At 68.2% G+C, this 22328-nt stretch carries 21 protein-coding genes; 5 read left to right on the plus strand and 16 right to left on the minus strand.

Annotation, left to right across the window (positions count from 1 at the left end; genetic code table 11):
* Nucleotides 1–202 precede the first annotated feature (202 nt).
* Both UN84_RS09920 and narL read left to right on the plus strand, forming a co-directional pair.
* Nucleotides 203–2014, plus strand: coding sequence for a histidine kinase (locus UN84_RS09920; RefSeq protein WP_161796797.1), 1812 nt, complete (start codon nucleotides 203–205; stop codon nucleotides 2012–2014).
* Nucleotides 2011–2655, plus strand: coding sequence for a two-component system response regulator NarL (narL, locus tag UN84_RS09925; RefSeq protein WP_046077908.1), 645 nt, complete (start codon nucleotides 2011–2013; stop codon nucleotides 2653–2655). The genes UN84_RS09920 and narL overlap by 4 nt, the downstream gene beginning before the upstream one ends.
* 23 nt (nucleotides 2656–2678) lie before the next feature.
* Here the strand turns inward: narL and UN84_RS09930 are convergent, their stop codons facing one another.
* From UN84_RS09930 to UN84_RS09945, 4 genes are all read right to left on the minus strand, one after another.
* Nucleotides 2679–3002, minus strand: coding sequence for a carboxymuconolactone decarboxylase family protein (locus UN84_RS09930; RefSeq protein WP_046077909.1), 324 nt, complete (start codon nucleotides 3000–3002; stop codon nucleotides 2679–2681).
* Between the two features lie 51 nt (nucleotides 3003–3053).
* Nucleotides 3054–3440, minus strand: coding sequence for a SirB2 family protein (locus UN84_RS09935; RefSeq protein WP_046077910.1), 387 nt, complete (start codon nucleotides 3438–3440; stop codon nucleotides 3054–3056).
* A 47-nt stretch (nucleotides 3441–3487) separates the two neighbouring features.
* A complete protein-coding gene (locus tag UN84_RS09940) occupies nucleotides 3488–4684 on the minus strand; it encodes an NnrS family protein (RefSeq protein ID WP_152662817.1) in 1197 nt (398 codons plus the stop codon).
* 86 nt (nucleotides 4685–4770) lie between these two features.
* Nucleotides 4771–5232 carry a globin gene (locus UN84_RS09945; protein WP_052719249.1) on the minus strand — a complete coding sequence of 154 codons (462 nt, stop codon included), beginning with the start codon at nucleotides 5230–5232 and terminating at the stop codon, nucleotides 4771–4773.
* A 219-nt stretch (nucleotides 5233–5451) separates the two neighbouring features.
* Here UN84_RS09945 and hmpA point away from each other — a divergent pair, with 219 nt between their 5' ends.
* A complete protein-coding gene (gene hmpA, locus UN84_RS09950; protein ID WP_046077911.1) occupies nucleotides 5452–6621 on the plus strand; it encodes an NO-inducible flavohemoprotein in 1170 nt (389 codons plus the stop codon).
* Nucleotides 6622–6696: 75 nt separating this feature from the next.
* Here the strand turns inward: hmpA and UN84_RS09955 are convergent, their stop codons facing one another.
* The 8 genes from UN84_RS09955 to hemN all read right to left on the minus strand — a co-directional run bounded on the left by UN84_RS09955 (nucleotide 6697) and on the right by hemN (nucleotide 16689).
* Nucleotides 6697–7467 carry an amino acid ABC transporter ATP-binding protein gene (locus tag UN84_RS09955; RefSeq protein ID WP_272899144.1) on the minus strand — a complete coding sequence of 257 codons (771 nt, stop codon included), beginning with the start codon at nucleotides 7465–7467 and terminating at the stop codon, nucleotides 6697–6699.
* 60 nt (nucleotides 7468–7527) lie between these two features.
* Complete coding sequence (locus UN84_RS09960) at nucleotides 7528–8637, minus strand: amino acid ABC transporter permease (protein ID WP_442908388.1); 1110 nt, start codon at nucleotides 8635–8637, stop codon at nucleotides 7528–7530.
* Nucleotide 8638: 1 nt separating this feature from the next.
* The gene (locus UN84_RS09965; protein ID WP_046077912.1) at nucleotides 8639–9817 is read right to left on the minus strand and encodes an amino acid ABC transporter permease; all 1179 of its coding nucleotides are present in this window, start codon (nucleotides 9815–9817) and stop codon (nucleotides 8639–8641) included.
* 73 nt (nucleotides 9818–9890) lie between these two features.
* Nucleotides 9891–10922 (minus strand): amino acid ABC transporter substrate-binding protein, encoded by a 1032-nt coding sequence (locus UN84_RS09970; RefSeq protein ID WP_046077913.1) that lies wholly within the window; start codon nucleotides 10920–10922, stop codon nucleotides 9891–9893.
* Between the two features lie 288 nt (nucleotides 10923–11210).
* Nucleotides 11211–11948, minus strand: a complete 738-nt coding sequence (locus UN84_RS09975; protein WP_046077914.1) for a hypothetical protein — start codon at nucleotides 11946–11948, stop codon at nucleotides 11211–11213.
* A gap of 72 nt (nucleotides 11949–12020) precedes the next feature.
* A complete protein-coding gene (locus UN84_RS09980; protein WP_046077915.1) occupies nucleotides 12021–14132 on the minus strand; it encodes an adenosylcobalamin-dependent ribonucleoside-diphosphate reductase in 2112 nt (703 codons plus the stop codon).
* A gap of 162 nt (nucleotides 14133–14294) precedes the next feature.
* On the minus strand, nucleotides 14295–14720 hold the full coding sequence (locus UN84_RS17470; protein WP_272899145.1) for a hypothetical protein: 426 nt from the start codon (nucleotides 14718–14720) through the stop codon (nucleotides 14295–14297).
* Nucleotides 14721–15303: 583 nt separating this feature from the next.
* A complete protein-coding gene (gene hemN / locus UN84_RS09990) occupies nucleotides 15304–16689 on the minus strand; it encodes an oxygen-independent coproporphyrinogen III oxidase (RefSeq protein ID WP_046077916.1) in 1386 nt (461 codons plus the stop codon).
* A 194-nt stretch (nucleotides 16690–16883) separates the two neighbouring features.
* Here hemN and UN84_RS09995 point away from each other — a divergent pair, with 194 nt between their 5' ends.
* Both UN84_RS09995 and UN84_RS10000 read left to right on the plus strand, forming a co-directional pair.
* Entirely contained in the window at nucleotides 16884–17342 is a 459-nt protein-coding gene (locus tag UN84_RS09995) for an Rrf2 family transcriptional regulator (RefSeq protein WP_046077917.1), read from the plus strand.
* 58 nt (nucleotides 17343–17400) lie between these two features.
* Entirely contained in the window at nucleotides 17401–17964 is a 564-nt protein-coding gene (locus tag UN84_RS10000; RefSeq protein WP_237022303.1) for a hypothetical protein, read from the plus strand.
* Between the two features lie 82 nt (nucleotides 17965–18046).
* On the opposite strand, the gene ahpF is transcribed toward UN84_RS10000, so the two are convergent.
* From ahpF to UN84_RS10020, 4 genes are all read right to left on the minus strand, one after another.
* Complete coding sequence (ahpF, locus tag UN84_RS10005) at nucleotides 18047–19600, minus strand: alkyl hydroperoxide reductase subunit F (protein WP_046077918.1); 1554 nt, start codon at nucleotides 19598–19600, stop codon at nucleotides 18047–18049.
* A gap of 371 nt (nucleotides 19601–19971) precedes the next feature.
* Nucleotides 19972–20535, minus strand: a complete 564-nt coding sequence (gene ahpC, locus UN84_RS10010; RefSeq protein WP_035599890.1) for an alkyl hydroperoxide reductase subunit C — start codon at nucleotides 20533–20535, stop codon at nucleotides 19972–19974.
* A gap of 139 nt (nucleotides 20536–20674) precedes the next feature.
* A complete protein-coding gene (locus UN84_RS10015; RefSeq protein WP_046077919.1) occupies nucleotides 20675–21343 on the minus strand; it encodes an OmpA/MotB family protein in 669 nt (222 codons plus the stop codon).
* A complete protein-coding gene (locus UN84_RS10020; RefSeq protein WP_046077920.1) occupies nucleotides 21336–22154 on the minus strand; it encodes a motility protein A in 819 nt (272 codons plus the stop codon). The genes UN84_RS10015 and UN84_RS10020 overlap by 8 nt, the downstream gene beginning before the upstream one ends.
* Nucleotides 22155–22328: the final 174 nt, after the last annotated feature.

The following is a 22328-nucleotide window of genomic DNA, read 5'->3' on the forward strand; positions in this document are numbered from 1 at the left end:
CGAGGCCGTTGACCTGGGTCAAGGCGCTTCGCAGCGCCATCCCCGACCCTAGCCGTGTCTACCTCTTTGGAGGTAGCAGGAGTTTTTTCACAACCCACTGATTCAACTAGCATTTGCTTCTGCCGCCCGGTGTTGCACCGGGCGTGGTGACAAAGGCGACTCTTTGGAGGTAGGCGGCGCCCCTGGCGCGATGCCGGATGTCATGCCCCGTTCCCTGTCCTTCCGCGCCGGCCTGGCGATGGCCGGCATCGTGCTGCTGGCGCTGACCAGCATGCTCGGCTCGATCATCATCGCCGAGAACGCCCGTGGCGACGCGGCCGCCATCAACCAGGCCGGCGCCCTGCGCATGCAGGCCTATCGTCTGCTGAGCACCACCCAGCGGGCCGATGCCGACAGCGAGGCTCGCCGGGCGCAGATCGCCGAACTCGAGCGCAGCCTCGCCTCGCCGGCGATCACCGGACGCCTGGCGGACGATCCACGGCATCCGCTGAACCGCCAGTACCGCACCGTCATCGCGCAATGGCACGACCGGCTGCGGCCGCGGATGCAAGCGGCGGGCGTTCCGGCCACGCTGCCGGTCGGCGACTTCGTCGACCAGGTGGACCGCCTGGTCGACCAGCTCCAGCGCGAGGCCGAGTCGCGAATCCAGCTGATGCGCCTGTTCCAGGGGGTCATCCTGTTCCTGACCCTGGGCCTGGTGTTCCTGGCCATGTACAAGCTGACCACCGATGTCATCCCCCCGCTGCGTGACCTGCTCAGGATCGTCGATCGCTCACGGCGCGGCGACTTCAGCGGCCGCACCCGCTACGCGGCCGACGACGAACTGGGCCTTCTGTCGCGCACCATCAACCAGATGAACGACAGCCTGTCCCGGATCTACGGTCAGCTCGAGGCGCGCGTCGAGGCCAAGACCGCCGAGCTCGAGCGCAGCAACGAGACGCTCGAGGTGCTCTACCAGGCCGCGCGCCAGCTCAACGGCGCCCCCATCGGCGATGCCAGCTACCGCCGGGTGCTCGAAGACCTCGCCGCCGTCACCGGTCTGGGCCCCGTCACCCTGTGCCTGAGCCAGAGCGATGCCGAGCGCGCCTACCTGCGGCTCTCCACCCGACCCGACGACTGCCCCGACTTCTGTCGCGCGCCGGCCTGCCAGCCCTGTCTCGACGGCAACGGCGACACCCCCTGGGTGTATCGGGTCGCGGTGAACGAGGCGGGGCGGAACTACGGGGTATTGCTGCTCGAATATTCGCCCGAGTCGCCGCCTCGGCGCTGGCAATGCGACCTGGTCGAAACCATCGCCGGTCTGATCGCCACCTCGCTATCGCTCTCCCAGGGCTACGCCGAGCAGCGCCGGCTGGCGCTGATGGACGAACGCGCGGTGATCGCTCGAGAACTGCACGACTCGCTGGCCCAGTCGCTCTCCTACCTGAAGATCCAGGTCTCCCGCCTGCAGGCCCAGGCCCGGGCCGGCGGGGCCCATGCCGACACCGAGGCGATCGTCGATGAACTGCGCGAAGGCCTCAACGCCGCCTACCGTCAGCTCCGCGAGCTGCTCAACACCTTCCGCCTGAAGATGTCTGACGCCGGGCTGGAGGCTGCCCTCGAGGAGACGGTGCGCGAATTCGTCCGTCGCGGTGAGCTGTCCCTTCGCCTCGACTACTGCCTCGATCACTGCCCACTGTCACCCAATGAGGAGGTGCATACCCTGCAGATCGTTCGCGAGGCGCTGTCCAACGTCGTCCATCACGCCCGGGCGAAGCGCTGCGAGGTCAGCCTGAGCACCGACGAGGCGGGCCGCGTGGCGGTCAGCATCCGCGACGATGGCATCGGTCTCGGGGGCACATCGAACCAGCCGGAACACTACGGGACCATCATCATGCACGAACGCGCCGCCAGCCTGAGCGGTCGCCTCGAGCTGCACGAGCCGGCCGAAGGGGGCACCGAGGTCAGGCTGCACTTCACGCCTCAGCTCCACCGAGAGACGACGGCCACCTCATTGCCGGGAGACACGCCATGAGCACCGCGATCCTGATCGTCGACGACCATCCGCTGTTCCGTCGGGGGGTGCGCCAGCTGCTGGAGATGGATCCCGAACTGGCGATCGCCGGAGAGGCCGCCGACGGGGAAGCCGCCATCGAGGCCGCGGGCCGCCTGTCCCCGACGCTGATCCTGATGGACCTGAACATGGCGCGGCGGGATGGCCTCGACGCCCTGCGCGCGCTGCGCGAGTACGGCGTCGAGGCTCGCATCGTCATGCTCACGGTCTCCGATGCCGAGGAGGACGTGGTCGCTGCCCTGCGCGCCGGCGCCGACGGCTATCTGCTCAAGGACATGGAACCCGAAGACCTGCTGGCGGCGATCAAGGAGGCCGCTGAGGGGCGCATGGCGGTCAGCCCACGCCTCGCCGGCCTGCTGGCGAAAGCACTGAGCGGCCCTCGCCCGGAACCGGGCGAGAACCTGCTGGACTCGTTGACCGCCCGTGAAGGCGAGATCCTGGCCGCCCTGGCGGAAGGCCTGAGCAACAAGCTGATCGCCCGTCGACTGGCGATCAGCGAGGGCACGGTCAAGGTCCACGTCAAGCACCTGCTCAAGAAGCTGGGGCTGCGCTCACGGGTCGAGGCGGCGGTGTGGGCCGTGCAGATGGGGGTCGAGAAGTAGCCCGGACCGTCCTGCGGGGCACCTCAGTCGTCGTCATCGATGATGTCGCCGATCCAGGTCAGGGCCGCGACGCTGGCCGGCAGCCCCAGGGTCGGAACGCCCAGCAGCGCGACCTGCTCCAGCGCCGCCGACGACTCGCCCTCGGCCAGGGCACGACGGACATGGGAATGCACGGCGCCCTCGGAGCCGGCGCCCACCGCCAGGGCCAGCTTGACCAGACGGCGAGTGCGGGCATCCAGCGGCCCGCTCTCGGCACAGGCCTTGCCCAGCGCCGCATAGGCGCGCCATACCTCCGGGTGACGTTCGGCGACCCGGCCGGCACCGGCGGGAAGTTCCTGTCTCGGCATGTGGGACTCCTTCTGACGACGAATGACGCCCACAGTATAGGAAGCCACGTCTCAGGCCAGCCAGGACCAGGGACTATGGCGGATGGCCGCCCCGACCACGAAGGCGAAGGCCAGCAGAGCGGCGCCGGCCGCCAGCCCGCGGATCACCGGCGTGCGCCCGCGCTTGATGGCCACGCTCCCGAGCCCGATGTAGACCAGCAGCCCCAACAGCTTGGCCGCGAGCCACGGCTGCTGGTGTGGCCATAGCGAGAGCCCCACCATCATCCAGACACCCAACCCCAGCAGGGCGCTGTCGACCAGGTGCGGCAGCCCGCGAACCCAGCGACGCGCCGGCCTGGGCGACCCACGCACCGACCACCAGGCCCGGAGCATGAACAAGGCCAGGCTGAACCCGGCGATGCTCATGTGAAGATGCTTGATCAGCAGATAGTGTTCCATGGAAGGGGCCTCGACGACTGGCCGGACTCGGTCGCTTGTCTTCGCGCCTAGCCTGCCTTTCCGTCGCTGCGCACCGAGCTCAGCGGGACCGCGTAGTGCAGCAGGAAGATCGCATAGGCCAGGCACCACAGGATGATGGTCAGGCTGTAGGTCAGATGCGTGATACCCGGCAACGCGGCCAGCAAGGGGCCACGCAGCAGGCCGGCCACGGCCAGCAGGCCCAGCGCCACCCCCATGCCCGGCAGCGTCACGATGGGGCGGCCGGTGTGCCCCAGCGAGACCCGCGCCATCATCGCCAGCATCATGGTCCCCATGGCCCCGACGGTCAGCGTGTGCACCGCCAGCTCGACGCGAAAGGCGCCGAGCGCCGCCAGCGCCCACATGCCCAGGCCCAGCGGGAGGGCGGCATAGCTGACATGAAGCCCCCAGAGCAGCGGCTCTCGCCACGTACGCAGCCCGCCCCAGCGCGCCAGCCGCAGCGCATTGGCCAGGGCCGCCAGGGCCAGCGCCCCCGCCATCACGCCCTCGGGCGGCGCCATCCCCGGCAGGACGGCGAGCTGGGCCCCCAGCACCGCCGCCATGCTGCCCAGGGTCGCCCCCTCCAGCCAGCGCCGGGACTGGGGCCGGGGGCCGCCCAGGCGATTGGCGGTGAACAGCGGTATCACTCGGCCGCCCAGCACCACCATCACGGCAGCGATCAGCAGCACCGCCAGGCGAGCCCCCGCCCGTGCCAGCTCGCCATCTCCCCACCAGGCTCCCAGGTGCATGGCCAGGTTGGCCACGGCCAGAAGCCCCAGCAGCGGCAGGAAGACCAGATTCCGCCAGCGCCCGGCGGCGATGACCATCCGCGCCATCACGCCCGCCACCGCGACCAGGAACCCCACATCGATCAGCATCACGCCCCACCCCGGCAGACCGATGGGGAAGGCCAGCAGCCCGCGGGCCACGGCCCACAGCGCCACCAGGCCCAGCAGCGGCAGGCCGGTCGGGGCGGGACGGCCGGTCCAGTTCTGCGCCGCGGTGAGCAGAAAACCGGCGATGACGGCAGCACCGAAGCCAAACAGCATCTCGTGCTGATGCCACCACAGCATGCCGCCCCAAGGCCGCAGCAGGACGTCGCCCTGCCAGAAGGCCAGCCACGCCATCAGCGCGACGATGCCGAACAGGGCGGCCAGCAGGAAGAAGGGGCGAAAGGCCAGGCCCGCCACCGGCAGGCGTGTCGTGAGGGAACGAGGAGCCATCATGCACCATATCCGAGGGTGGAACTTGGGTATCGGCATTGTGCGCCGCGGCGTTCGGCCCGGACCATGACAGGCATCAAGAAACGTCCTTATCCGTCGAATGCGTCGTCCTCGGCGTCCCTATCGCCCACTGGTGCCTCACGGTCGTAGTGGAACTTCATGTAGGCGATCCCCGGGGCCATCACCAGCCGCCAGGCCAGCTCCTCCTCGTCGCCGCACTCGGGATCGTACTCGCGCAGCGTCGCCATCATTGCCTCCAGCCAGCGATCATAGAGCGCCGGACGGATGTCCAGATGCGCGCGGTTGTGGCGAATCGCCACCCGCGCCAGGTAGTCGCCGTCATGGCTGGCCGCGTAGAGGCTGATCAGGTGATAGAAGGACTTCTTGAGCATCGCCTGCTGGCGATCCATGTCGATGCCGCGGAACTTCTCGGCCACCTCCGTCGACCCCTCCAGGAAGCGTCGGTAGAAGGCATCGAAGAACCCCTGACCCTCGACCTCATGGGCCAGGGCTCGTGCATAGCTGGCATCGAAGACCCTGACGATATCCATGCGCCCTCCCCGCCGAAGCGTCGCCTGCCTACCAGCCTAGCCGCCCCTCCCTTTCCCGACGATGTGCGAGGCTCGGGCCGTCATTCTTGACCGAGATCAGGACAAGACGCGACTGCGACAATCTTGCCCACCTCGGGGGCTGGTGGGCCGCCCCTCTTTAGAGGTATTTTAAATGCATCTTAAAGAGACGCGCCGCCCACTCTTGCCCAGGAGCCGCCCATGCTGACTCAAGCCCAGGAAAGCCTGATCGCCGCCACCGCCCCGGTGGTCGCCGAGCATCTCGATGCCATCACCCAGCGCTTCTACCCGCTGATGTTCGAGCGTTACCCCGAGGTCGCGCCGCTGTTCAACCAGACCCACCAGGCCAACGGCGGACAGCCGCGGGCGCTGGCCGCGGCGGTGCTCGCCTACGTGCAGCTGCGCCAGGACCCCGAACGGGTGCACGAGGTGCTGGCCACGGTGGTCAGCAAGCACGTGTCGCTGGACATCCGCCCCGAGCAGTACCCGATCGTCGGCGAGTGCCTGATGGCCGCCATCGGCGAGGTGCTGGGCGATGCCGTGACGCCGGAGATCGCCGATGCCTGGGGCGCGCTCTACGAGGAGCTCGCCGGCCTGCTGATCGAGCTCGAGGAAAAGCGCTACCGGACCTTCGAACAGCGGCCCGGCGGCTGGCGCGGCCCGCGCGAGTTCCGCATCGCCGAGACCCGCCAGGAAAGCTCGGTGATCCGCTCCTTCGTGCTGGAACCCACCGACGGTGGCCCCGTGGCCGAGCATCTCCCCGGCCAGTACATCGGCGTGCGCCTGACCATCGACGGCCAGCCGGTCCATCGCCACTACAGCCTCTCGGCGCTGCCCAACGGCCGCAGCGTTCGCATCTCGGTGAAACGCGAGGACGGCGGCGTGGCCAGCCGGCACCTGCACGATGCCATGGCCGTGGGCGACACCCTGGAGCTGCTGCCGCCCGCCGGCGAGCTGACCCTGATGGCCGGTGACGAGCCCCTGCTGCTGGCCAGCGGCGGCGTCGGCCAGACGCCGATGCTGCCGATCGCCCGCCAGGCCCTGGCCGAGGGCCGCCGGGTGGTCTACCTGCACGCCGCCCAGGACGCCGAGCAGCGCGCCTTCGCCGACGAGCTCGCGGCCCTGGCCGACGAGCATCCCGAGCGGCTGACCGCGGTCAGCGTTCAGGAAAGCGGCGACGGCGCCGATCACCTCGGCCGCGTGGACCGCGACCTGCTGGCCCGCTACCTGCCCGAAGGCGCGCGCTGCTACTTCGTCGGCCCCCAGGGGTTCATGTCCGCCGTGGACCGCAGCCTGAAGGCGCTGGGCATTCCCGACGAGCGTCGCCACTACGAACACTTCGGCCCGGCGCGTCCCCTCGACGCCGCCTGATCATCCTCGCCTCATAAAGAACGGCCCGGACGCCTTGGCGTCCGGGCCGTTTTTGTAGCCCCGACCAGAACCGGCTCAGTGGCCGAGTATCTGGCTCAAGAACAGCTTCGTTCGGTCCGATTCCGGGTGATTGAAGAAGGTCTCCGGCGGGGCCTGCTCGATGATCTGGCCCTGGTCCATGAAGATGACGCGGTCCGCCACGGTCTTGGCGAAGCCCATCTCGTGGGTCACGCAGAGCATGGTCATGCCGTCCTGGGCCAGCTCGACCATGACGTCGAGCACCTCCTTGATCATCTCCGGGTCCAGCGCCGACGTGGGCTCGTCGAACAGCATCACCTCGGGGCGCATGCACAGCGCCCGGGCGATGGCCACGCGCTGCTGCTGGCCGCCGGAGAGCTGGCCGGGATACTTGTGCGCCTGGTCGGCGATGCGCACTCGCTCGAGGAACTCCATGGCGGTCTTCTCCGCCTCGGCCCGGGGCTTCTTCTGCACCCAGGTCTGGGAGATGCAGCAGTTGTCGAGCACCGACAGGTGCGGGAACAGGTTGAAGTGCTGGAAGACCATGCCGACGTTGCGGCGGATCTGCTCGATGCGCTTCACGTCCTGGGTCATGGTCACGCCGTCAACGACGATGCGGCCCTGCTGATGCTCCTCGAGGTGATTGAGGCAGCGGATCAGGGTCGACTTGCCCGACCCCGAAGGGCCGCAGATGACGATGCGTTCGCCCTTCGCCACCCTCAGGTCGATGTCGCGCAGGACGTGGAAGTCGCCGTACCACTTGTTGAGCCCCTCGACCGAGATCATCGGCTCGTCGGCGGGGGCGCTGGCCGTGTTGGTGGTCGCCATGCCGGTGTTTCCTCGTTCTTGAAAGCGTTTGTTAAGTGCTTGTTATTCCGTGCCTGCCGGTCAGCTCTTGTGGCCGGTATGCAGGCGCCGCTCGATGTACTGGCTGTAGCGCGACATGCTGAAGCAGAAGATCCAGAACATCAGCGCCGCGAACACGTAGCCCTCGGTGGCGAAGCCCAGCCAGTTGCTGTCGGTGAGCCCCGAGCGGATGATCGCCAGCAGATCGAACAGGCCGATGATCAGCACCAGTGAAGTGTCCTTGAACAGCGCGATGAAGGTGTTGACGATGCCGGGGATCACCAGCTTCAGCGCCTGGGGCAGCACGATCAGCCCCATGCGTCGCCAGTAGCCCATGCCCAGCGCCTTGGCGGCCTCCTCCTGTCCCTTGGGAATGGCCTGCAGGCCGCCGCGCACCACCTCGGCCATGTAGGCGCTCCAGAAGAACATGATGCCGATCAGCGCCCGCAGCAGCTTGTCGAACTCCACCTCGCTGGGCACGAACAACGGCAGCATCACCGAGGCCATGAACAGCACCGTGATCAGCGGCACGCCGCGCCAGAACTCGATGAACACCACGCACACGCCGCGCACCAGCGGCATCTTCGAGCGACGCCCCAGCGCCAGCACCACGCCCAGCGGCAGCGAGCCGACGATGCCCACGACGGCCACCGTCAGGGTCAGCATCAGCCCGCCCCATTCGCGGGTCGGCACCGCCATCAGCCCGAAGTGGCCGCCGAGCAGCAGCACGTAGGCCACCGCCGGGAAGCCGACCAGGGCGAACAGACCCACCCAGCGCTTGGCCGGCAGCCGGGGAATCGCCAGCCAGGCGATCAGCAGCCCCAGCATCATGAACACCGTATCGACCCGCCAGCGAGCGGCCTCGGGATAGAAGCCGTAGACGATGGTCTCGAAGCGGGCGCTGATGAACACCCAGCAGGCGCCCTCGCCGCTGCAGGCCTCGCGGGTCGAGCCCAGCCAGTCGGCGTCGATCAGCGCCCACTGCACCAGCGGCCACAGCCCCCAGCCCAGCACCGCCAGCACGCACAGGGTGATGACGCTGTTGAGCGGCCCGTCGAAGAGGTTAGCGCGCAGCCAGCCCATCACACCGCGGCGCAGGTCCGGCGGCCGGCGCGCCTCGATCATCTCGATTCGTGTCGCCATCTCGGCCATGTCAGCGCTCCTTCATCAGGGTGCGGGCGTTGTAGAGGTTCATCAGCGCCGACACCACCAGGCTGATCAGCAGGTAGACCGCCATGGTCATGGCGATGATCTCGATGGCCTGGCCGGTCTGGTTGAGGGTGGTGCCGGCAAACACCGCCACCAGGTCCGGGTAGCCGATGGCCGTGGCCAGCGAGGAGTTCTTGATCAGGTTCAGGTACTGGCTGGTGAGCTGGGGCACGATGACCCGCATCGCTTGGGGAATCACGATCTTGCGCAGGGTGATGTTGCCGGGAAGGCTGATCGCCCGGGCGGCCTCGACCTGCCCGCTCGGCACCGACTGGATGCCCGAGCGCACGATCTCGGCGATGAAGGAGGCGGTGTAGATCGACAGCGCCAGCCACAGCGCCATCAGCTCGGGGATGATCGTCACGCCGCCAGAGAAGTTGAAGCCGGCCAGCGCCGGCACGTCCCAGGCCAGCGGCCGCCCGGTCACCAGGAACACCGCCAGCGGCAGGCCAAGCAGGATCAGCGCGCCGAGCCGGTAGACCGGCAGTGCCTTGCCGGTGCGGGTCTGCAGCCGCCGCGCGTAGAGCGAAAGCCCCACCACCGCGGCCACCGCCAAGGCCAGCGCCCAGAGGGTGGCATCGAAGCCCGGCTGGGCCACAGGGGCCGGCATCACCAGGCCGCGCACATTGAGGAACAGCGCCTCGAACAGCGACAGGCTCTGGCGCGGGCTGGGCAGCGCCTGGAGCACGGCGAAGTACCAGAACAGGATCTGCACCAGCAGTGGAATGTTGCGGAAGATCTCGACGTAGGCGGCGGCCAACCGGGCCAGCAGCCAGTTGCTCGAGAGCCGGGCGATGCCCACCGCGAAGCCGATGACCGTGGCCGCGACGATGCCGAGGCCGGACACCAGCAAGGTGTTGAGCAGCCCCACCACGAAGGTGCGGCCGTAGGTGCTGTCGCCGCTGTAGGCGATCAGCGTCTGGGGAATGGAGAAGCCGGCCCGCTCCTGGAGGAAGCCCAGGCCGGTGGTGATGCCCCGGGCCTCGAGGTTGGCCAGGGTGTTGGTCACCAGCATCACGATCAGCGCCGCCAGCCCCAGCAGCAGCAGGGCCTGGATCACCAGCGCGCGCACGGCGGGGTCGCGCCACAGCGGCCCCCGCTCGGAAGACGAAGAACGCAGCATGTCGAGCCTCGAATGCAGGGTAACGGCCCCTCACCCCCGGCCGGGGGTGAGGGAAACGGAGGGTCGATGCCGATCAGCGGATGGGCGGTGCGTAGAGGATGCCGCCCTCGTTCCACAGCGCGTTCATGCCGCGGCCGATGGCGAGCGGGGACTCCTCGCCCACGGTGGCGGAGAACACCTCACCGTAATTGCCGACCTGGGCGATGATGTCGTAGGCCCAGTCGTTCTCGAGGCCCATCTGCTCGCCGTAGTTGCCGTCGTCGCCCAGCAGGCGTGCGACCTGGGGATTGGGCGGGTTCTGCTGCATCTCGTCGACGTTGTCGCTGGTCACGCCCAGTTCCTCGGCGTTGACCATGGCGAACACCGACCACTGGACGATGTCCAGCCACTGATCGTCGCCCTGGCGCACCACCGGACCCAACGGCTCCTTGGAGATCAGCTCGGTGAGGATCTCGACGCTGTCCGGCTCCGGCAGCTGCAGGCGCAGGGCGCTGAGCTGGGAGGTGTCGGAGGTCAGCACGTCACATCGGCCGCTGGCGAAGCCCTGGGCCGTCTGGTCCGGGGTGTCGAAGGTCACGGTGTTGATGTCGATGCCCCGGGAGGGGAAGTAGTCGGCCAGGTTCAGCTCGTGGGTGGTGCCCGACTGGATGCAGATGGAGGCGCCGTCGAGGTCCTCCAGGCTCTCGATGCCGAGGTCCTTGGCGACCATGAAGCCCTGGCCGTCGTAGAAGGTGGTGGTGGTGAAGTTGAGGCCCAGGGAGTTGTCGCGGGTGGCCGTCCAGGTGGTGTTGCGCGACAGCACGTCGATCTCGCCGGACTGCAGGGCGGTGAAGCGCTCCTTGGCGGTCAGCGGGGTGAAGACCACCTTCTCCGGATCGCCGAAGATGGCCGAGGACACCGCGCGGCAGGTCTCGACGTCCAGCCCCTGCCAGTTGCCGTTCTCGTCCGGCGAGGAGAAGCCGGACAGCCCGACGTTGACGCCGCAGCGCAGGTTGCCGCGCTCCTTCACCTCGTCGAGGGTGGCGGCCGAGGCGGTGGTGCTGACCGCCGCGAGGCCGAGGGTCGCGACGGACAGGGCGATCAGCGTCTTGTTGTTGTAGCGCATGATCCTAGACTCCATTGCTGTTGAGAAAATGTTTGTGCTTGTTATTCAGCAAGGACGAACATAACAGAGCCGAGAGTCGGCGCACGGGCTTGCATTTAAACGTTCGATTCGATCTGTTGTGCTGCATCGCAACAAACAAGCCCCGGCACCGGCCGGGGCTGACGGTCGTGTCGGGGATCGTCCGACACCTCGCCGAGCGTTGACCGGCTCGGCGATTCGCATCGGTCCATCGCGCGAATCAGTGCTGGAACGAAGACTCGGCGAGCGCAGAGCGTTTTCGTACGACGCTCAGCCGCACTTCGACCAGCCGCACCCCGAATAGCACGTCGGGCAACCGTCCATCATCACCAGATCGCCGCCGCACTCCGGGCACTGGCCGACCACGATGGGCCCGCCCTGGCCGGCCTCGGCCGCGCGCTCGGCATGGGCCTGCTCCTCGGGGCCGGGCGGATGCCAGGGCCGGCCGGCCAGGCGCCGGGCGTGGCGTGCCACCAGCTCCTCCACCGGCACCTGCAGGCCGTCCTGGTCGAGGAAGCCCCGCCGGTAGAGGATCTGCTGGATCGACCAGGCGATGGCGGCGACCTCGGAATCGTGGAACATCGGCTTGCCCCAGCGGTTCATGCCGCAGCGCACCCGGCCCTTGTCCCAGGCCACCTTGCGCAGGTCGGCCACCGCCTGGGTGACGTAGCCGCCGCGAGCGGCCAGCGACAGGCTGCGCATGGTGGCGGTGATCCACTGGTGCTCGCTGGACAGCTGCCCGGAGGGCAGGAAGAACTCCACCGGGCGCTCGATGACCACCCGCTCGCCGTTCAACACGCCCTCCACCGGCATGAAGGACACCAGCAGGTAGACCTTGCGCCGGCCCTCGGCGCCGACGTAGGAGATCTTCTCCGACACCGCCTCCAGAGTGCCCTCGGGGCGCGAGGGAATGCGCCGCGTCAGCGGGTCCTCATCGGCCGGCGGCGGCACGTCCTGGGGCTGTCGGACACGGGACGACAGGATCTTGGAGGTGATCTCGATGCTCATGACGGGGCTCCTGTGAAAGCCGATGCGGTGTCGTTTGACGGACGGCCGTTCACGGCCGTCGCGAGCCCTGGTTTACCACTTGCCATAGGTGCCCTCCTTGAGCGCATCGTGCAGGTTCGCCGCGGTGTGCTCCTCGCCCTCGTAGATCACCGTCTCGTCGCCGGAAAGCTCCAGGCGCTCACCGTTCTCCAGCTCGAAGACGTAGACGGTATTCTTGAGATCGTCCTCGCGCACCAGCACGCCCTGGAAGGCCTCGGGATTGAAGCGGAAGGTGGTGCAGCCCTTGAGCCGGCTGTCGTAGGCGTCCAGATAGAGATCCTGGAAGTCCTCGTAGGCGAAATCGGTGGGCACGTTGACGGTCTTGGAGATCGCCGAGTCGATCCAGACCTGGGCGGCGGCCTGCACCGCCACGTGCTGGGCCGGCGAGACGCCGTCGGCGGTGACGAAGTAGTCCGGCAGGTCACTCTCCACGGCGTCGGGGGCGACGACATGGCGATAGGCCGCCAGCTCGAAGGAGACCACCTCGATCTGCTCCTTGGTCTTGCGCCCGGCGCGAATGACGTTGCGGAAGTAGCGATGCGAGAATGACGGCTCGATGCCGTTGGAGGCGTTGTTGCCCAGCGACAGCGAGATGGTGCCGGTGGGCGCGATGGAGCTGTGGTGGGTGAAGCGCGCGCCGTGCTCGGCGAGCTCGGCCACCAGCTCGGGCTCGACCTCGGCGACCTTCTGCATGTAGCGGCTGTAGCGGGCGTGCAGGATTCGCCCCGGCACCCGGTCGCCGGCCTGATAGCCGTCCTGGACCAGCTCCGGGCACTCGCGCAGCATGCGCGGCGTCAGCTCGAACGACTCGGCCAGCACCGGCGCCATGCCCTTCTCCTTGGCCAGCGCCAGGGCCTGCTTCCAGCCCTCGACCGCCAGCACCCGGCTGACTTCCTCGGTGAAGGCCAGCGACTCCGGCGAGCCGTAGGGCAGCTTGAGCATGGTCAGCGCCGAGCCCAGCCCCAAAAAGCCCATACCGTGGCGGCGCTTGGCCGCGATCTCGCGGCGCTGGCCCTCGAGCGGCAGGCCGCTGATCTCCACCACGTTATCGAGCATGCGGGTGAAGATCGCCACCACCCGGCGGTAGCGCTCCCAGTCGAAGCGCGGCGCCTCGCCGAAGGGCTCGAGCACGAAGCGCGTGAGGTTGATCGAGCCCAGCAGGCAGGCGCCCTCGGGCGGCAGCGGCTGCTCGCCGCAGGGGTTGGTGGCGCGGATCTCCTCGCAGAACCAGTTGTTGTTCATGCGATTGACCTGGTCGATCAGGATGAAGCCCGGCTCGGCGAAGTCGTAGGTGGAGCGCATGATGGTGTCCCACAGCCCGCGGGCGCGGACCGTCTCGACCACGCGGCAGGCCACCCGGCCCTGGTCGTCGAGGGTGTAGCCCTCCTCGACCACCGGCCAGTCGCGGTAGATCAGTTCGCTGTCGTCGACGTCGTCCTTCTCGGCGGGATGCAGCGGGAACGCCAGCGGCCAGTCGGCGTCGGCGCGAACCGCCTCCATGAACTCGTCGGTGATCAGCAGGCTGAGGTTGAACTGGCGTAGCCGGCCGGCCTCGCGCTTGGCCTCGATGAAGCTCTTCACGTCCGGATGGCCGACGTCGAAGGTCCCCATCTGGGCGCCGCGGCGCCCGCCCGCCGAAGCCACGGTGAAGCACATCCTGTCGTAGATATCCATGAACGCCAGCGGGCCGTTGGTGCCGGCCCCGGCGCCGAACACGAAGGCGCCGCGGGGACGCAGGGTCGAAAAGTCATAGCCGATGCCGCAGCCCGCCTTGAGGGTCATGCCGGCTTCCACCACGCCCTCGAGGATGTCACGCATCGAATCGTGGAGGGTGCGCGAGACCGTGCAGTTGATCAGGCTGACCGCCGGCTTGACGGCCTCCGCCCCGGCGTTGGCGACGATGCGCCCGGCCGGGATGGCGCCGTTGTCCAGCGCCCAGCGGAACTGGGGCAGCCAGGCCTCGGCGTCGTCCTCCACCGCGGCCAGCGCCCGGGCCACCCGCTCCCGGGTGGCGGCGGGGTCGGCGTCCACCGGCCGGCCGTGACGGTCCTTGAGGCGATACTTGCTGTCCCAGATATCAAGCGAAGGCGCCTGCAGCGGCACCTCGTCGACGCTGGGCGCATCCTTGGCAGTGGTGGTGCGCATCGATTCTCTCTCATGTGCGGTGAAAACGGCAGCGGTCGCACACGACCGCCTGTCGCGGAGCATCACGGCGGCGGAGGTCGCATGGCACGGGCCCGCTCCCGACGGCGCGATGCCTGACTACCATATATAGACAAAAATCACTCTCAACACACATGATATGGATCATCCGCCCGAGCCGCGGACGAAAGAAAGCGCCCGACCGTGAAGGTCGGGCGCCAGGTTCGGCATCGGGCAACACGCGTCAGAAGCCGCCGCCGGCACCGCCGCCAGCACCGCCACCGCCGCCGGAACCACTGCCGCCAGCACCACCGCCGCCAGCACCGCCACCGCCGCCAGCACCACCGCCGCCAGCACCACCGCCACCGCCGCCAGCACCACCGCCGCCGCCGCCGGCACCACCACCGGCACCACCACCGGCGCCGCCGCCATTACCGCCGCCATTACCGCCGCCATTACCGCCGCCATTACCGCCGCCATTACCGCCGCCATTACCGCCGCCATTACCGCCGCCATTACCGCCGCCATTACCGCCGCCATTATTATTGTCATCAGGATCTTGAGGATCATCCCCAGGATCCGGAGTATCATCCTCGGACTCGTCATCCGATGGAACGGCAGGAGCGCTAGTCGGCGCGGGAATGACGTCCTCGCTGGGCACGGCGGCAATCAGGGGCAGGAAGGTGCCGTCGCATCCGTCCAGCAGCCCACCGCCGCAGCCACCACCGCCGCCCCCGGCGGCCGGCGCCGGCAGGTCCTCGAGCAACGCGTCAATCTCGGCATCGGTCAGGCTCCCCGACCCGGCCGGCTCGGTCAGTTGATCGTTGGCGACCCTCGCCATCTCGTCTTCCGAGAGCGTGCTGCCCCCGGAACCCTCGACTCCCGACTGCGCCTGTACGCCGGCGGCTGACAGACAGCCCACGGCGACGACCAGGGCAGCCAACTTGAACCCTTGCATCTCGCCCTCCCCCGCCGCCGGCCACCGCCGTCGACGTGACATAACGCCATACAACATTTTGTTACACGCAAGCTAAGCATCGTCACAGAGCGCAGGCTTCACCATCGGAAGGCCCGCTGATTATCGCATCGGAGGAATCAGGCAAACGGCTGCCTGGCAGACGGCAGGAAACTCGTACCGGGGTGACAGGGCGATCGCGCTCCCCTGGGACCACGCCTAGACGGTCCGGGAGTAGCGCACCTTGTCGCCGTCCAGGTAGGCATCGAAGACCATGGCCAGGTTGCGCAACATCAGACGGCCGGCCGGGCGCACCTCGAGGCGGCGCACGCCCAGCGTGATCAGGCCATCGTCGCGCATCGGCGCCAGGGCCTTCAGGGCATCGGCGAAGTGGCCGGCGAAGTCGATGCCGTGACGCGCCTCGATGGCATCGACGTCCACGCGACCATGGCACATCAGGGCGTGGATGACGTCGCGGCGCAGGCGATCCTCGTCGTCGAGCCGGTAGCCGCGCAGCACCGGCAGCCGCCCGGCCTCGAGGCGCTCGCGATAGGCGGCGATCTCCTTGACGTTCTGGCTGTAGCCGTCTCCGACCTTGCCGATGGCGCTGACGCCAAGCCCGATCAGGTCGCAGTCGGCGTGGGTGGAGTAGCCCTGGAAGTTGCGCTGCAGGGTACCCTCGCGCTGGGCCCGGACCAGTTCGTCGTCGGGCAGCGCGAAGTGGTCCATGCCGATGTAGACGTAGCCGGCGTCGGTCAGGCGATGGATGGTCAGCTCCAGTAGCTCGAGCTTGCGCTCGGGCGGCGGCATGTCCTCGTCGCGGATCAGCCGCTGGGCCTTGAAGCGCTCGGGCAGATGGGCATAGCTGTAGGTGGCGATGCGATCCGGCCGCAGGGCGACGATCTTGTCCAGGGTGGCCGCGAAGCTGGCCACGGTCTGGCGTGGCAGGCCGTAGATCAGATCGACGCTCACCGAGTGGAAGCCGGCGTCCCGGGCGGCCGTCATCAGGGCGGCCACCTCGGCCTCGCCCTGGACGCGGTTGACCGCCGCCTGCACCTCGGGGTCGAAGTCCTGAACGCCGAAGCTCAGGCGATTGAAGCCCAGCGCACGCAGCTCATGCAGCTGCGACGGGGTGACGGTACGCGGGTCGACCTCCAGGGAAAACTCCCGGGCCTCGGGGGGCGCGAAGCGAAAGCCCGCCGCCAGGGCCTCCATCAGCTCACCGAGCTGGGCAGTGTTCAGATAGGTCGGCGTGCCGCCACCCAGGTGCAGCTGGGCAAGCGTGCGCTCACTATCGAAGAGTTCGGCCTGGAGACCGATCTCGCGCTTCAGCAGGGCGAGATACTCGGCCGCCCGCTCGCGGCGATGGGTGACGATCTTGTGGCAAGCGCAGTAATAGCAGAGGCTTTCGCAGAAGGGGACGTGCACGTAGGCCGACAGCGGCTTGGGCGCGGCGACGCGATGGCTCTGGGCGGCCTGGGCCCGATAATCGTCCTCGGCGAAGGCGGCATGGAACTGCGGCGCCGTGGGATAGGAGGTATAGCGCGGCCCGGGGCGGTCGTACTTCTCGACGAGGGGGCGGATGAACGGCTGTGGCTGGGGCATGATCGGACCTCCATGAACGCTGCCCATATTATGCCAGCCCGCCCGCGGCCCCACGGGTACCACCCGGCGCCGGCTTGATGCCGGTCAATTCACCGCCGCCGATCGCGGCGAAACGCCGCGGCGACGCGACGTGCCGGGAGCCCGCCCTCGCCGTGATAGAATGAAGACCGCTTCCCGCCGCGTCCGGAGACCCCATGCGCCTGACCCGATTCACCGACTACTCGCTACGCGTGCTGATCTATCTGGCCGTGAAGGGGCAGGACGAGGAGCGCGCGACCATCTCGGAGATCGCCGAGCGCTTCGCCATCTCGCGCAACCATCTGATGAAGGTGGTGCAGGAGCTCAATCGGCTCGGCTACCTGACCGCCACCCGCGGCAAGCACGGCGGCCTGCGGCTGAAGCGGGCGCCCGCCGAGATCTCGCTGGGCGGGCTGGTGCGCGACACCGAGCCCGACCTCAGCCTGGTGGAATGCTTCCGCGACGGCAACGCCTGCACCATCACCCCCGCCTGCCGGCTGAAGCCGATCCTCGGCGAGGCCCTGGCGGCCTTCCTGTCGGTGCTCGACCGCTACACCCTCGCCGACCTGCTGGGCCAGCAGCGCGCCGAGCTGGTCCAGCTGCTGAATATCGAGGACGCCTCACAGGCCTCGTAAGGCCGACAGCTTCGACACCGCGTGCTAGTCTCCCGACGCCACGGTCATGGATGCCCGCATGTTCTCCTCACGCCCCTTCCTCTCTTGCCTGATGCCTCTCTCGCTAAGCGCGCTGATGGGCATGACCCTCGCCACCCCGGCGCTGGCCGGCAGCTACAACGTCGACGACGCCCGAGCCCACGGCGACTGGCACTCGCTGGTGCTGCGGCTGGGGAACGAACGCCACGTGCGCGCCATCGAGCAGCACAGCTATAGCGACAGCGTGTTCAGCGTCAACGCCACGCCGGACGCCTGCGATCGCCCCTGGCTCGAGCTGCGCGTCGAGCTCGACGAGGTCCAGGCCGAGACCGGCACCGTCAACCGGGTACCGGTGGACCTGCTGATCGATGAGGGCTGGGTCCACCAGGGCCGGGCCGAGTTCATCACCGAGCGCGGCAACAGCGGCTTCTACGCGCGCCTGGTGCTGCCCGACACCGACGAGGTGCTCGACGAGATGCGCGGCGGCGAGACGCTACGCCTGCGCCTCCATCGCGCCGAGGACGACCACTGGTTCCTGGTCTTCAGCCTGGACGGCGCCGACGCCGCGCTGGCCCGCATGGAGACGCTCTGCCGCGCGGGGTGAGCCCTCGCCGTTATTCTCCCGCCCAACGCAGGACGCCCCCGCCGCAAAGCGGCGAGGGCGTCCCGCATGAACCGCGGGGCGATCAGCTGCGGATCAGGTGATCGAAGGCGCCCAGGGCGGCCTTGGAGCCCTCGCCCATGGCGATGACGATCTGCTTGTAGGGCACGGTGGTGACGTCGCCGGCGGCGAAGATGCCGGGCACCGAGGTCATGCCGCGCTCGTCGACCACGATCTCGCCGCGCTCGGAGAGTTCGATGGGCGAGTCCTTCAGCCACTCGGTGTTGGGCACCAGACCGATCTGCACGAAGACGCCCTCGAGGGCCAGCTCGCGCAGTTCCCCGGAGGCGCGCTCCTCGTAGGTCAGGCCGGTGACGCGGTTGCCGTCGCCGTTGACCTCGGTGGTGCGCGCGCCCTTGATCACTTCGACGTTGGGCAGGCTGGCGAGCTTCTTCTGCAGCACCTCGTCGGCGCGCAGTTCGTCCATGAACTCGATCAGCGTGACCTCGCCGACGATGCCGGCCAGGTCGATGGCCGCCTCGACGCCGGAGTTGCCGCCGCCGATCACCGCCACGCGCTTGCCCTTGAACAGCGGGCCGTCGCAGTGCGGGCAGTAGGCCACGCCCTTGTTGCGGTACTCGGCCTCGCCCGGCACGTTCATCTCGCGCCAGCGGGCGCCGGTGGCCAGCACCAGGGTCTTGCTCCGGAGGCTGGCGCCAGAGGCGAAGCGCACCTCGTGCTCGCCGCCCGGCTCGCCCGGGACCAGCTCGACGGCGCGCTGCAGGTTCATGATGTCGACGTCGTATTCCTTGACGTGCTCCTCCAGCGCCGCGGCCAGCTTGGGGCCCTCGGTGTGGGGCACCGAGATCAGGTTCTCGATCGACAGGGTGTCCAGCACCTGGCCGCCGAAGCGCTCGGCGGCCACGCCGGTGCGAATGCCCTTGCGCGCCGCATAGACGGCCGCCGCGGCGCCGGCCGGGCCGCCGCCGATCATCAGCGTATCGAAGGCGGGCTTTTCGTTGAGCTTCGCAGCCTCGCGCTCGGCGGCGCCGGTGTCGACCTTGGCCAGGATCTGTTCCAGGCTCATGCGGCCCTGATCGAAGGTCTCGCCGTTGAGGAACACGCTCGGCACCGACATCACCTCGCGGGCCTCGACCTCGTCCTGGAACAGGGCGCCGTCGATGGCGTCGTGGGAGATGCGCGGGTTGAGGATCGCCATCAGGTTCAGCGCCTGGACCACGTCCGGGCAGTTCTGGCACGACAGCGAGAAGTAGGTCTCGAAGTGCAGGTCGGCGTCGAGGGAGCGGATCTGCTCGATGACCTCGTCGCTGGCCTTGGGCGGATGGCCGCCCACCTGCAGCAGGGCCAGCACCAGGGAGGTGAACTCGTGACCCATGGGAATGCCGGCGAACACTACCCCAGTGGGCTCGCCGTCGCGGTGCAGGGCGAAGGACGGCACGCGCCGGTCGCTGCCCTCGGTGGACAGGGTGATCTTGTCGGAAAGGCCCGCGATCTGCTCGAGAAGAGCGTGCAGTTCCTTGGACTTGTCGCCGTCATCCAGGGTGGCGACCAGCTCAAAGGGTTGCGTGACCTTGCCAAGGTAGGCTTTCAGCTGTTGCTTCAGAGAGTCGTCCAACATAACGGCGGCAATCCTTGATGATATGTGACTCGCAGACACGACTTCCCCGTGCGGGTCGCGAAGCCTCGCGCCCGGGAGCGTGTCAGGAAAAACCGGAATCGGGCCCCGCCGGGACGTCGTCCCGATCTCGCTTGCGCGACTGGTTGGGCGATCGAGGCGCAGCGCCTCGGCGGGGTAACGGGGAGCGGGAAAATCCCGCCGGTCAGCGATCCAATAAAGGATGCGCAGATTTATGTCGCGAGCGATGAGAGACTGGCCGCCGCCGGAGCACAGCTCCCGGAGTGTAGCCCGCACATGAGAGGGCGACCGGGCCGGCGTGCCGGCACCGCCGGCGGTCAGGATATCGAGCGCAGCAATAAATCGGCGTGTCCTTAGATCTTGCCGACCAGGTCCAGGGACGGCGCCAGGGTCTCTTCGCCTTCTTCCCACTTGGCCGGGCAGACCTCGTTGGGGTTGGCGCGAACGTACTGGGCGGCCTTGACCTTGCGCAGCAGCTCTTCGGCGTTACGGCCGATGTTGCCGGCGTTCAGCTCGATGATCTGGATCTTGCCGTCCGGATCGACGACGAAGGTGCCACGGTCGGCGATGCCGGCTTCCTCGATCAGTACCTCGAAGTTGCGCGACACGACGTGGGTCGGGTCGGCCAGCATCGGGTACTGGAGCTTGCCGATGGTCTCGGAGCTGTCGTGCCAGGCCTTGTGGGTGAAGTGGGTGTCGGTGGACACGCCGTAGATCTCGACGCCCAGCGCCTTGAAGGCCTCGTAGTTGTCCTGCAGGTCACCCAGCTCGGTCGGGCAGACGAAGGTGAAGTCGGCCGGATAGAAGAAGAAGATGCTCCACTGGCCCTTCAAGCTCTCTTCGCTGACCTCGACGAAATCGCCGTTGTGATAGGCGGTGGCGTTGAACGGTTTGACTTCGGTGTTGAGCAGGGACATCGCGTCGCTCCTGTTTGAGTGCGTGTGTGGGGAAGACGCGATCAGAATACCCAGCCCCCTCTCATTGGTTAAATTGAATAGGGCGATGCTGACGATAGCCAAGAGCTAATCGATGCTTCTCGCTCCGCCTGCGTTCGCCTCAGGCGCCGGGCTCGGGCTCCTGCCAAACCAGCTCGACACGGCGATTGGCGGCGCGCCCCGCGGCATCGTCGTTGGCGGCCAGGGGCCGGGTGTCGGCGTAGCCGATGGCCCGCAGGCTGTCCCGCGCCACGCCTTCCTCGGCCAGCGCGCGCACCACGGCGCTGGCGCGCCCGGTGGACAGCTCCCAGTTGGAGGGGAAGCGCGAGGTGGCGATCGGCAGGCTGTCGGTGTGGCCCTCCACCGATATCTCGCCGCCGAGGTCGACCAGCCGCTCGGCGAGGTGCGAAAGCACCTGCCGGCCGCCCTCGGTGACCCGGGCGCGGCCGCTGTCGAACAGCAGCCGGTCCTCGATGCGCAGGGTCAGCCCCTGGTGGGTGCGCTCGACGCTGACGCCGTCCATGCCGAGCCCCTGGAAGCGCGGCTGCAGCCCGGCATGGCGCGGTCGGAGCCCCTCGCCCACCGCCAGCGCGGCCCGCATGGCCGGCGCGGCGATCTCACTTTTCTCGCTTTCCCCCTCCCCCGTGGCCAGGCTGCTCATGGAGAGCAGCAGCACGAACAGGGTGATCAGCAGGGTCAGGACGTCGAGATAGCTCATCAGCCAGCTCTCGCCTTCCTCGCCGCCCTGCCCGGGCGGCGCCAGCGCCTGGCGGGTATCGTGGTCAAGCACGCTGCCCGGCCTCCTCGCCGCTGGGAACGCCGCCCTTCGCCGGGTCACGGATCTCGTCGTGATAGTTGGCGACGAAGGAGTTCAGAGTCTCCTCGATGAAGGAGGGCAGACGCCGCTTGGTAATCAGCGAGATGCCCTCGAGAACCATGTTCATGGCGATCAGGCGCTCCTCGGTGCGCCGCTCGAGCTTCACCGCGATGGGCTTGAACACCAGGTTGGCCAGCAGGATGCCGTAGAAGGTAGTGAGCAGCGCTACCGCCATGCGTGGGCCGATGACGTTCAGGTCGCCGGCCTCCATCACCTCGAGCATGTTCACCAGCCCCACCAGGGTGCCGATCATGCCGAAGGCCGGGGCATAGGTGGCCATGGTGCGAAAGATCTGCGCCTCGGCGTGCTCGCGGGCCTTGAGCCGGGCGATGCGCCAGCGCAGCAGGTCGAAGATCTCCTCCTCCTTGGTGTTGGCGATGACCAGCTGGATACCGGTGCGGAGAAAGGGATTGCGGGCCTGCTCCAGGGCCGACTCCACGGCCCGCACGTCGCCCTTGAACCACAGCCGCGACATGTCCACCAGCTCCTTGATGTCGTCACGGATGTAGGTGTTCTCGCGGCGAAAGACGATGCCCACCAGGCGCACCACCCGCACCACCTCCTTGAGCGGATAGCTGATGAAGGTCGCGGCCAGGGTACCGGCGAGCACGATGGCAAGGCCCGGCAGATTGACGAAGCTCTGCGGCGACTCGGCGGTGAACAGCAGGACGCTCGCCAGCATCACGATGCTGGCCAGGATCCCGATCAGGGTGGACGGGTTCATGGGGGACTCCCTGTCGCGTTTCGACGATTAAGTGGATGACGTTCGTGGCCCGAGATACGGGCCGATGAGCGCCGGGGACAGGCCGATGCGAGGGGTTTTTGCCATGGATGGCAAAAGTAGCGCCCAGGGAAGGGTTCACAGCGCCCTCGCAGCGGTCTGGCGCCGGGAAAGCTC

Origin of the sequence: Halomonas sp. HG01 (assembly GCF_000968715.2) — a bacterium.
Lineage (GTDB): Bacteria > Pseudomonadota > Gammaproteobacteria > Pseudomonadales > Halomonadaceae > Halomonas > Halomonas halophila.

Coding starts and splice junctions, on each gene's coding strand:
- UN84_RS10020 (WP_046077920.1), bottom strand. CDS start 22,154: ATGAACCCGTCCACCCTGATCGGGATCCTGGCCAGCATCGTGATGCTG.
- UN84_RS09930 (WP_046077909.1), bottom strand. CDS start 3,002: ATGCCGAGACAGGAACTTCCCGCCGGTGCCGGCCGGGTCGCCGAACGT.
- UN84_RS09955 (WP_272899144.1), bottom strand. CDS start 7,467: ATGGCGACCACCAACACGGCCAGCGCCCCCGCCGACGAGCCGATGATC.
- narL (WP_046077908.1), top strand. CDS start 2,011: ATGAGCACCGCGATCCTGATCGTCGACGACCATCCGCTGTTCCGTCGG.
- hemN (WP_046077916.1), bottom strand. CDS start 16,689: ATGCCCCAGCCACAGCCGTTCATCCGCCCCCTCGTCGAGAAGTACGAC.
- ahpC (WP_035599890.1), bottom strand. CDS start 20,535: ATGTCCCTGCTCAACACCGAAGTCAAACCGTTCAACGCCACCGCCTAT.
- ahpF (WP_046077918.1), bottom strand. CDS start 19,600: ATGTTGGACGACTCTCTGAAGCAACAGCTGAAAGCCTACCTTGGCAAG.
- hmpA (WP_046077911.1), top strand. CDS start 5,452: ATGCTGACTCAAGCCCAGGAAAGCCTGATCGCCGCCACCGCCCCGGTG.
- UN84_RS09995 (WP_046077917.1), top strand. CDS start 16,884: ATGCGCCTGACCCGATTCACCGACTACTCGCTACGCGTGCTGATCTAT.
- UN84_RS09935 (WP_046077910.1), bottom strand. CDS start 3,440: ATGGAACACTATCTGCTGATCAAGCATCTTCACATGAGCATCGCCGGG.
- UN84_RS09975 (WP_046077914.1), bottom strand. CDS start 11,948: ATGAGCATCGAGATCACCTCCAAGATCCTGTCGTCCCGTGTCCGACAG.
- UN84_RS09965 (WP_046077912.1), bottom strand. CDS start 9,817: ATGCTGCGTTCTTCGTCTTCCGAGCGGGGGCCGCTGTGGCGCGACCCC.
- UN84_RS09945 (WP_052719249.1), bottom strand. CDS start 5,232: ATGGATATCGTCAGGGTCTTCGATGCCAGCTATGCACGAGCCCTGGCC.
- UN84_RS09970 (WP_046077913.1), bottom strand. CDS start 10,922: ATGCGCTACAACAACAAGACGCTGATCGCCCTGTCCGTCGCGACCCTC.
- UN84_RS10000 (WP_237022303.1), top strand. CDS start 17,401: ATGTTCTCCTCACGCCCCTTCCTCTCTTGCCTGATGCCTCTCTCGCTA.
- UN84_RS17470 (WP_272899145.1), bottom strand. CDS start 14,720: ATGATACTCCGGATCCTGGGGATGATCCTCAAGATCCTGATGACAATA.
- UN84_RS09980 (WP_046077915.1), bottom strand. CDS start 14,132: ATGCGCACCACCACTGCCAAGGATGCGCCCAGCGTCGACGAGGTGCCG.
- UN84_RS09960 (WP_442908388.1), bottom strand. CDS start 8,637: ATGGCCGAGATGGCGACACGAATCGAGATGATCGAGGCGCGCCGGCCG.
- UN84_RS09940 (WP_152662817.1), bottom strand. CDS start 4,684: ATGATGGCTCCTCGTTCCCTCACGACACGCCTGCCGGTGGCGGGCCTG.
- UN84_RS09920 (WP_161796797.1), top strand. CDS start 203: ATGCCCCGTTCCCTGTCCTTCCGCGCCGGCCTGGCGATGGCCGGCATC.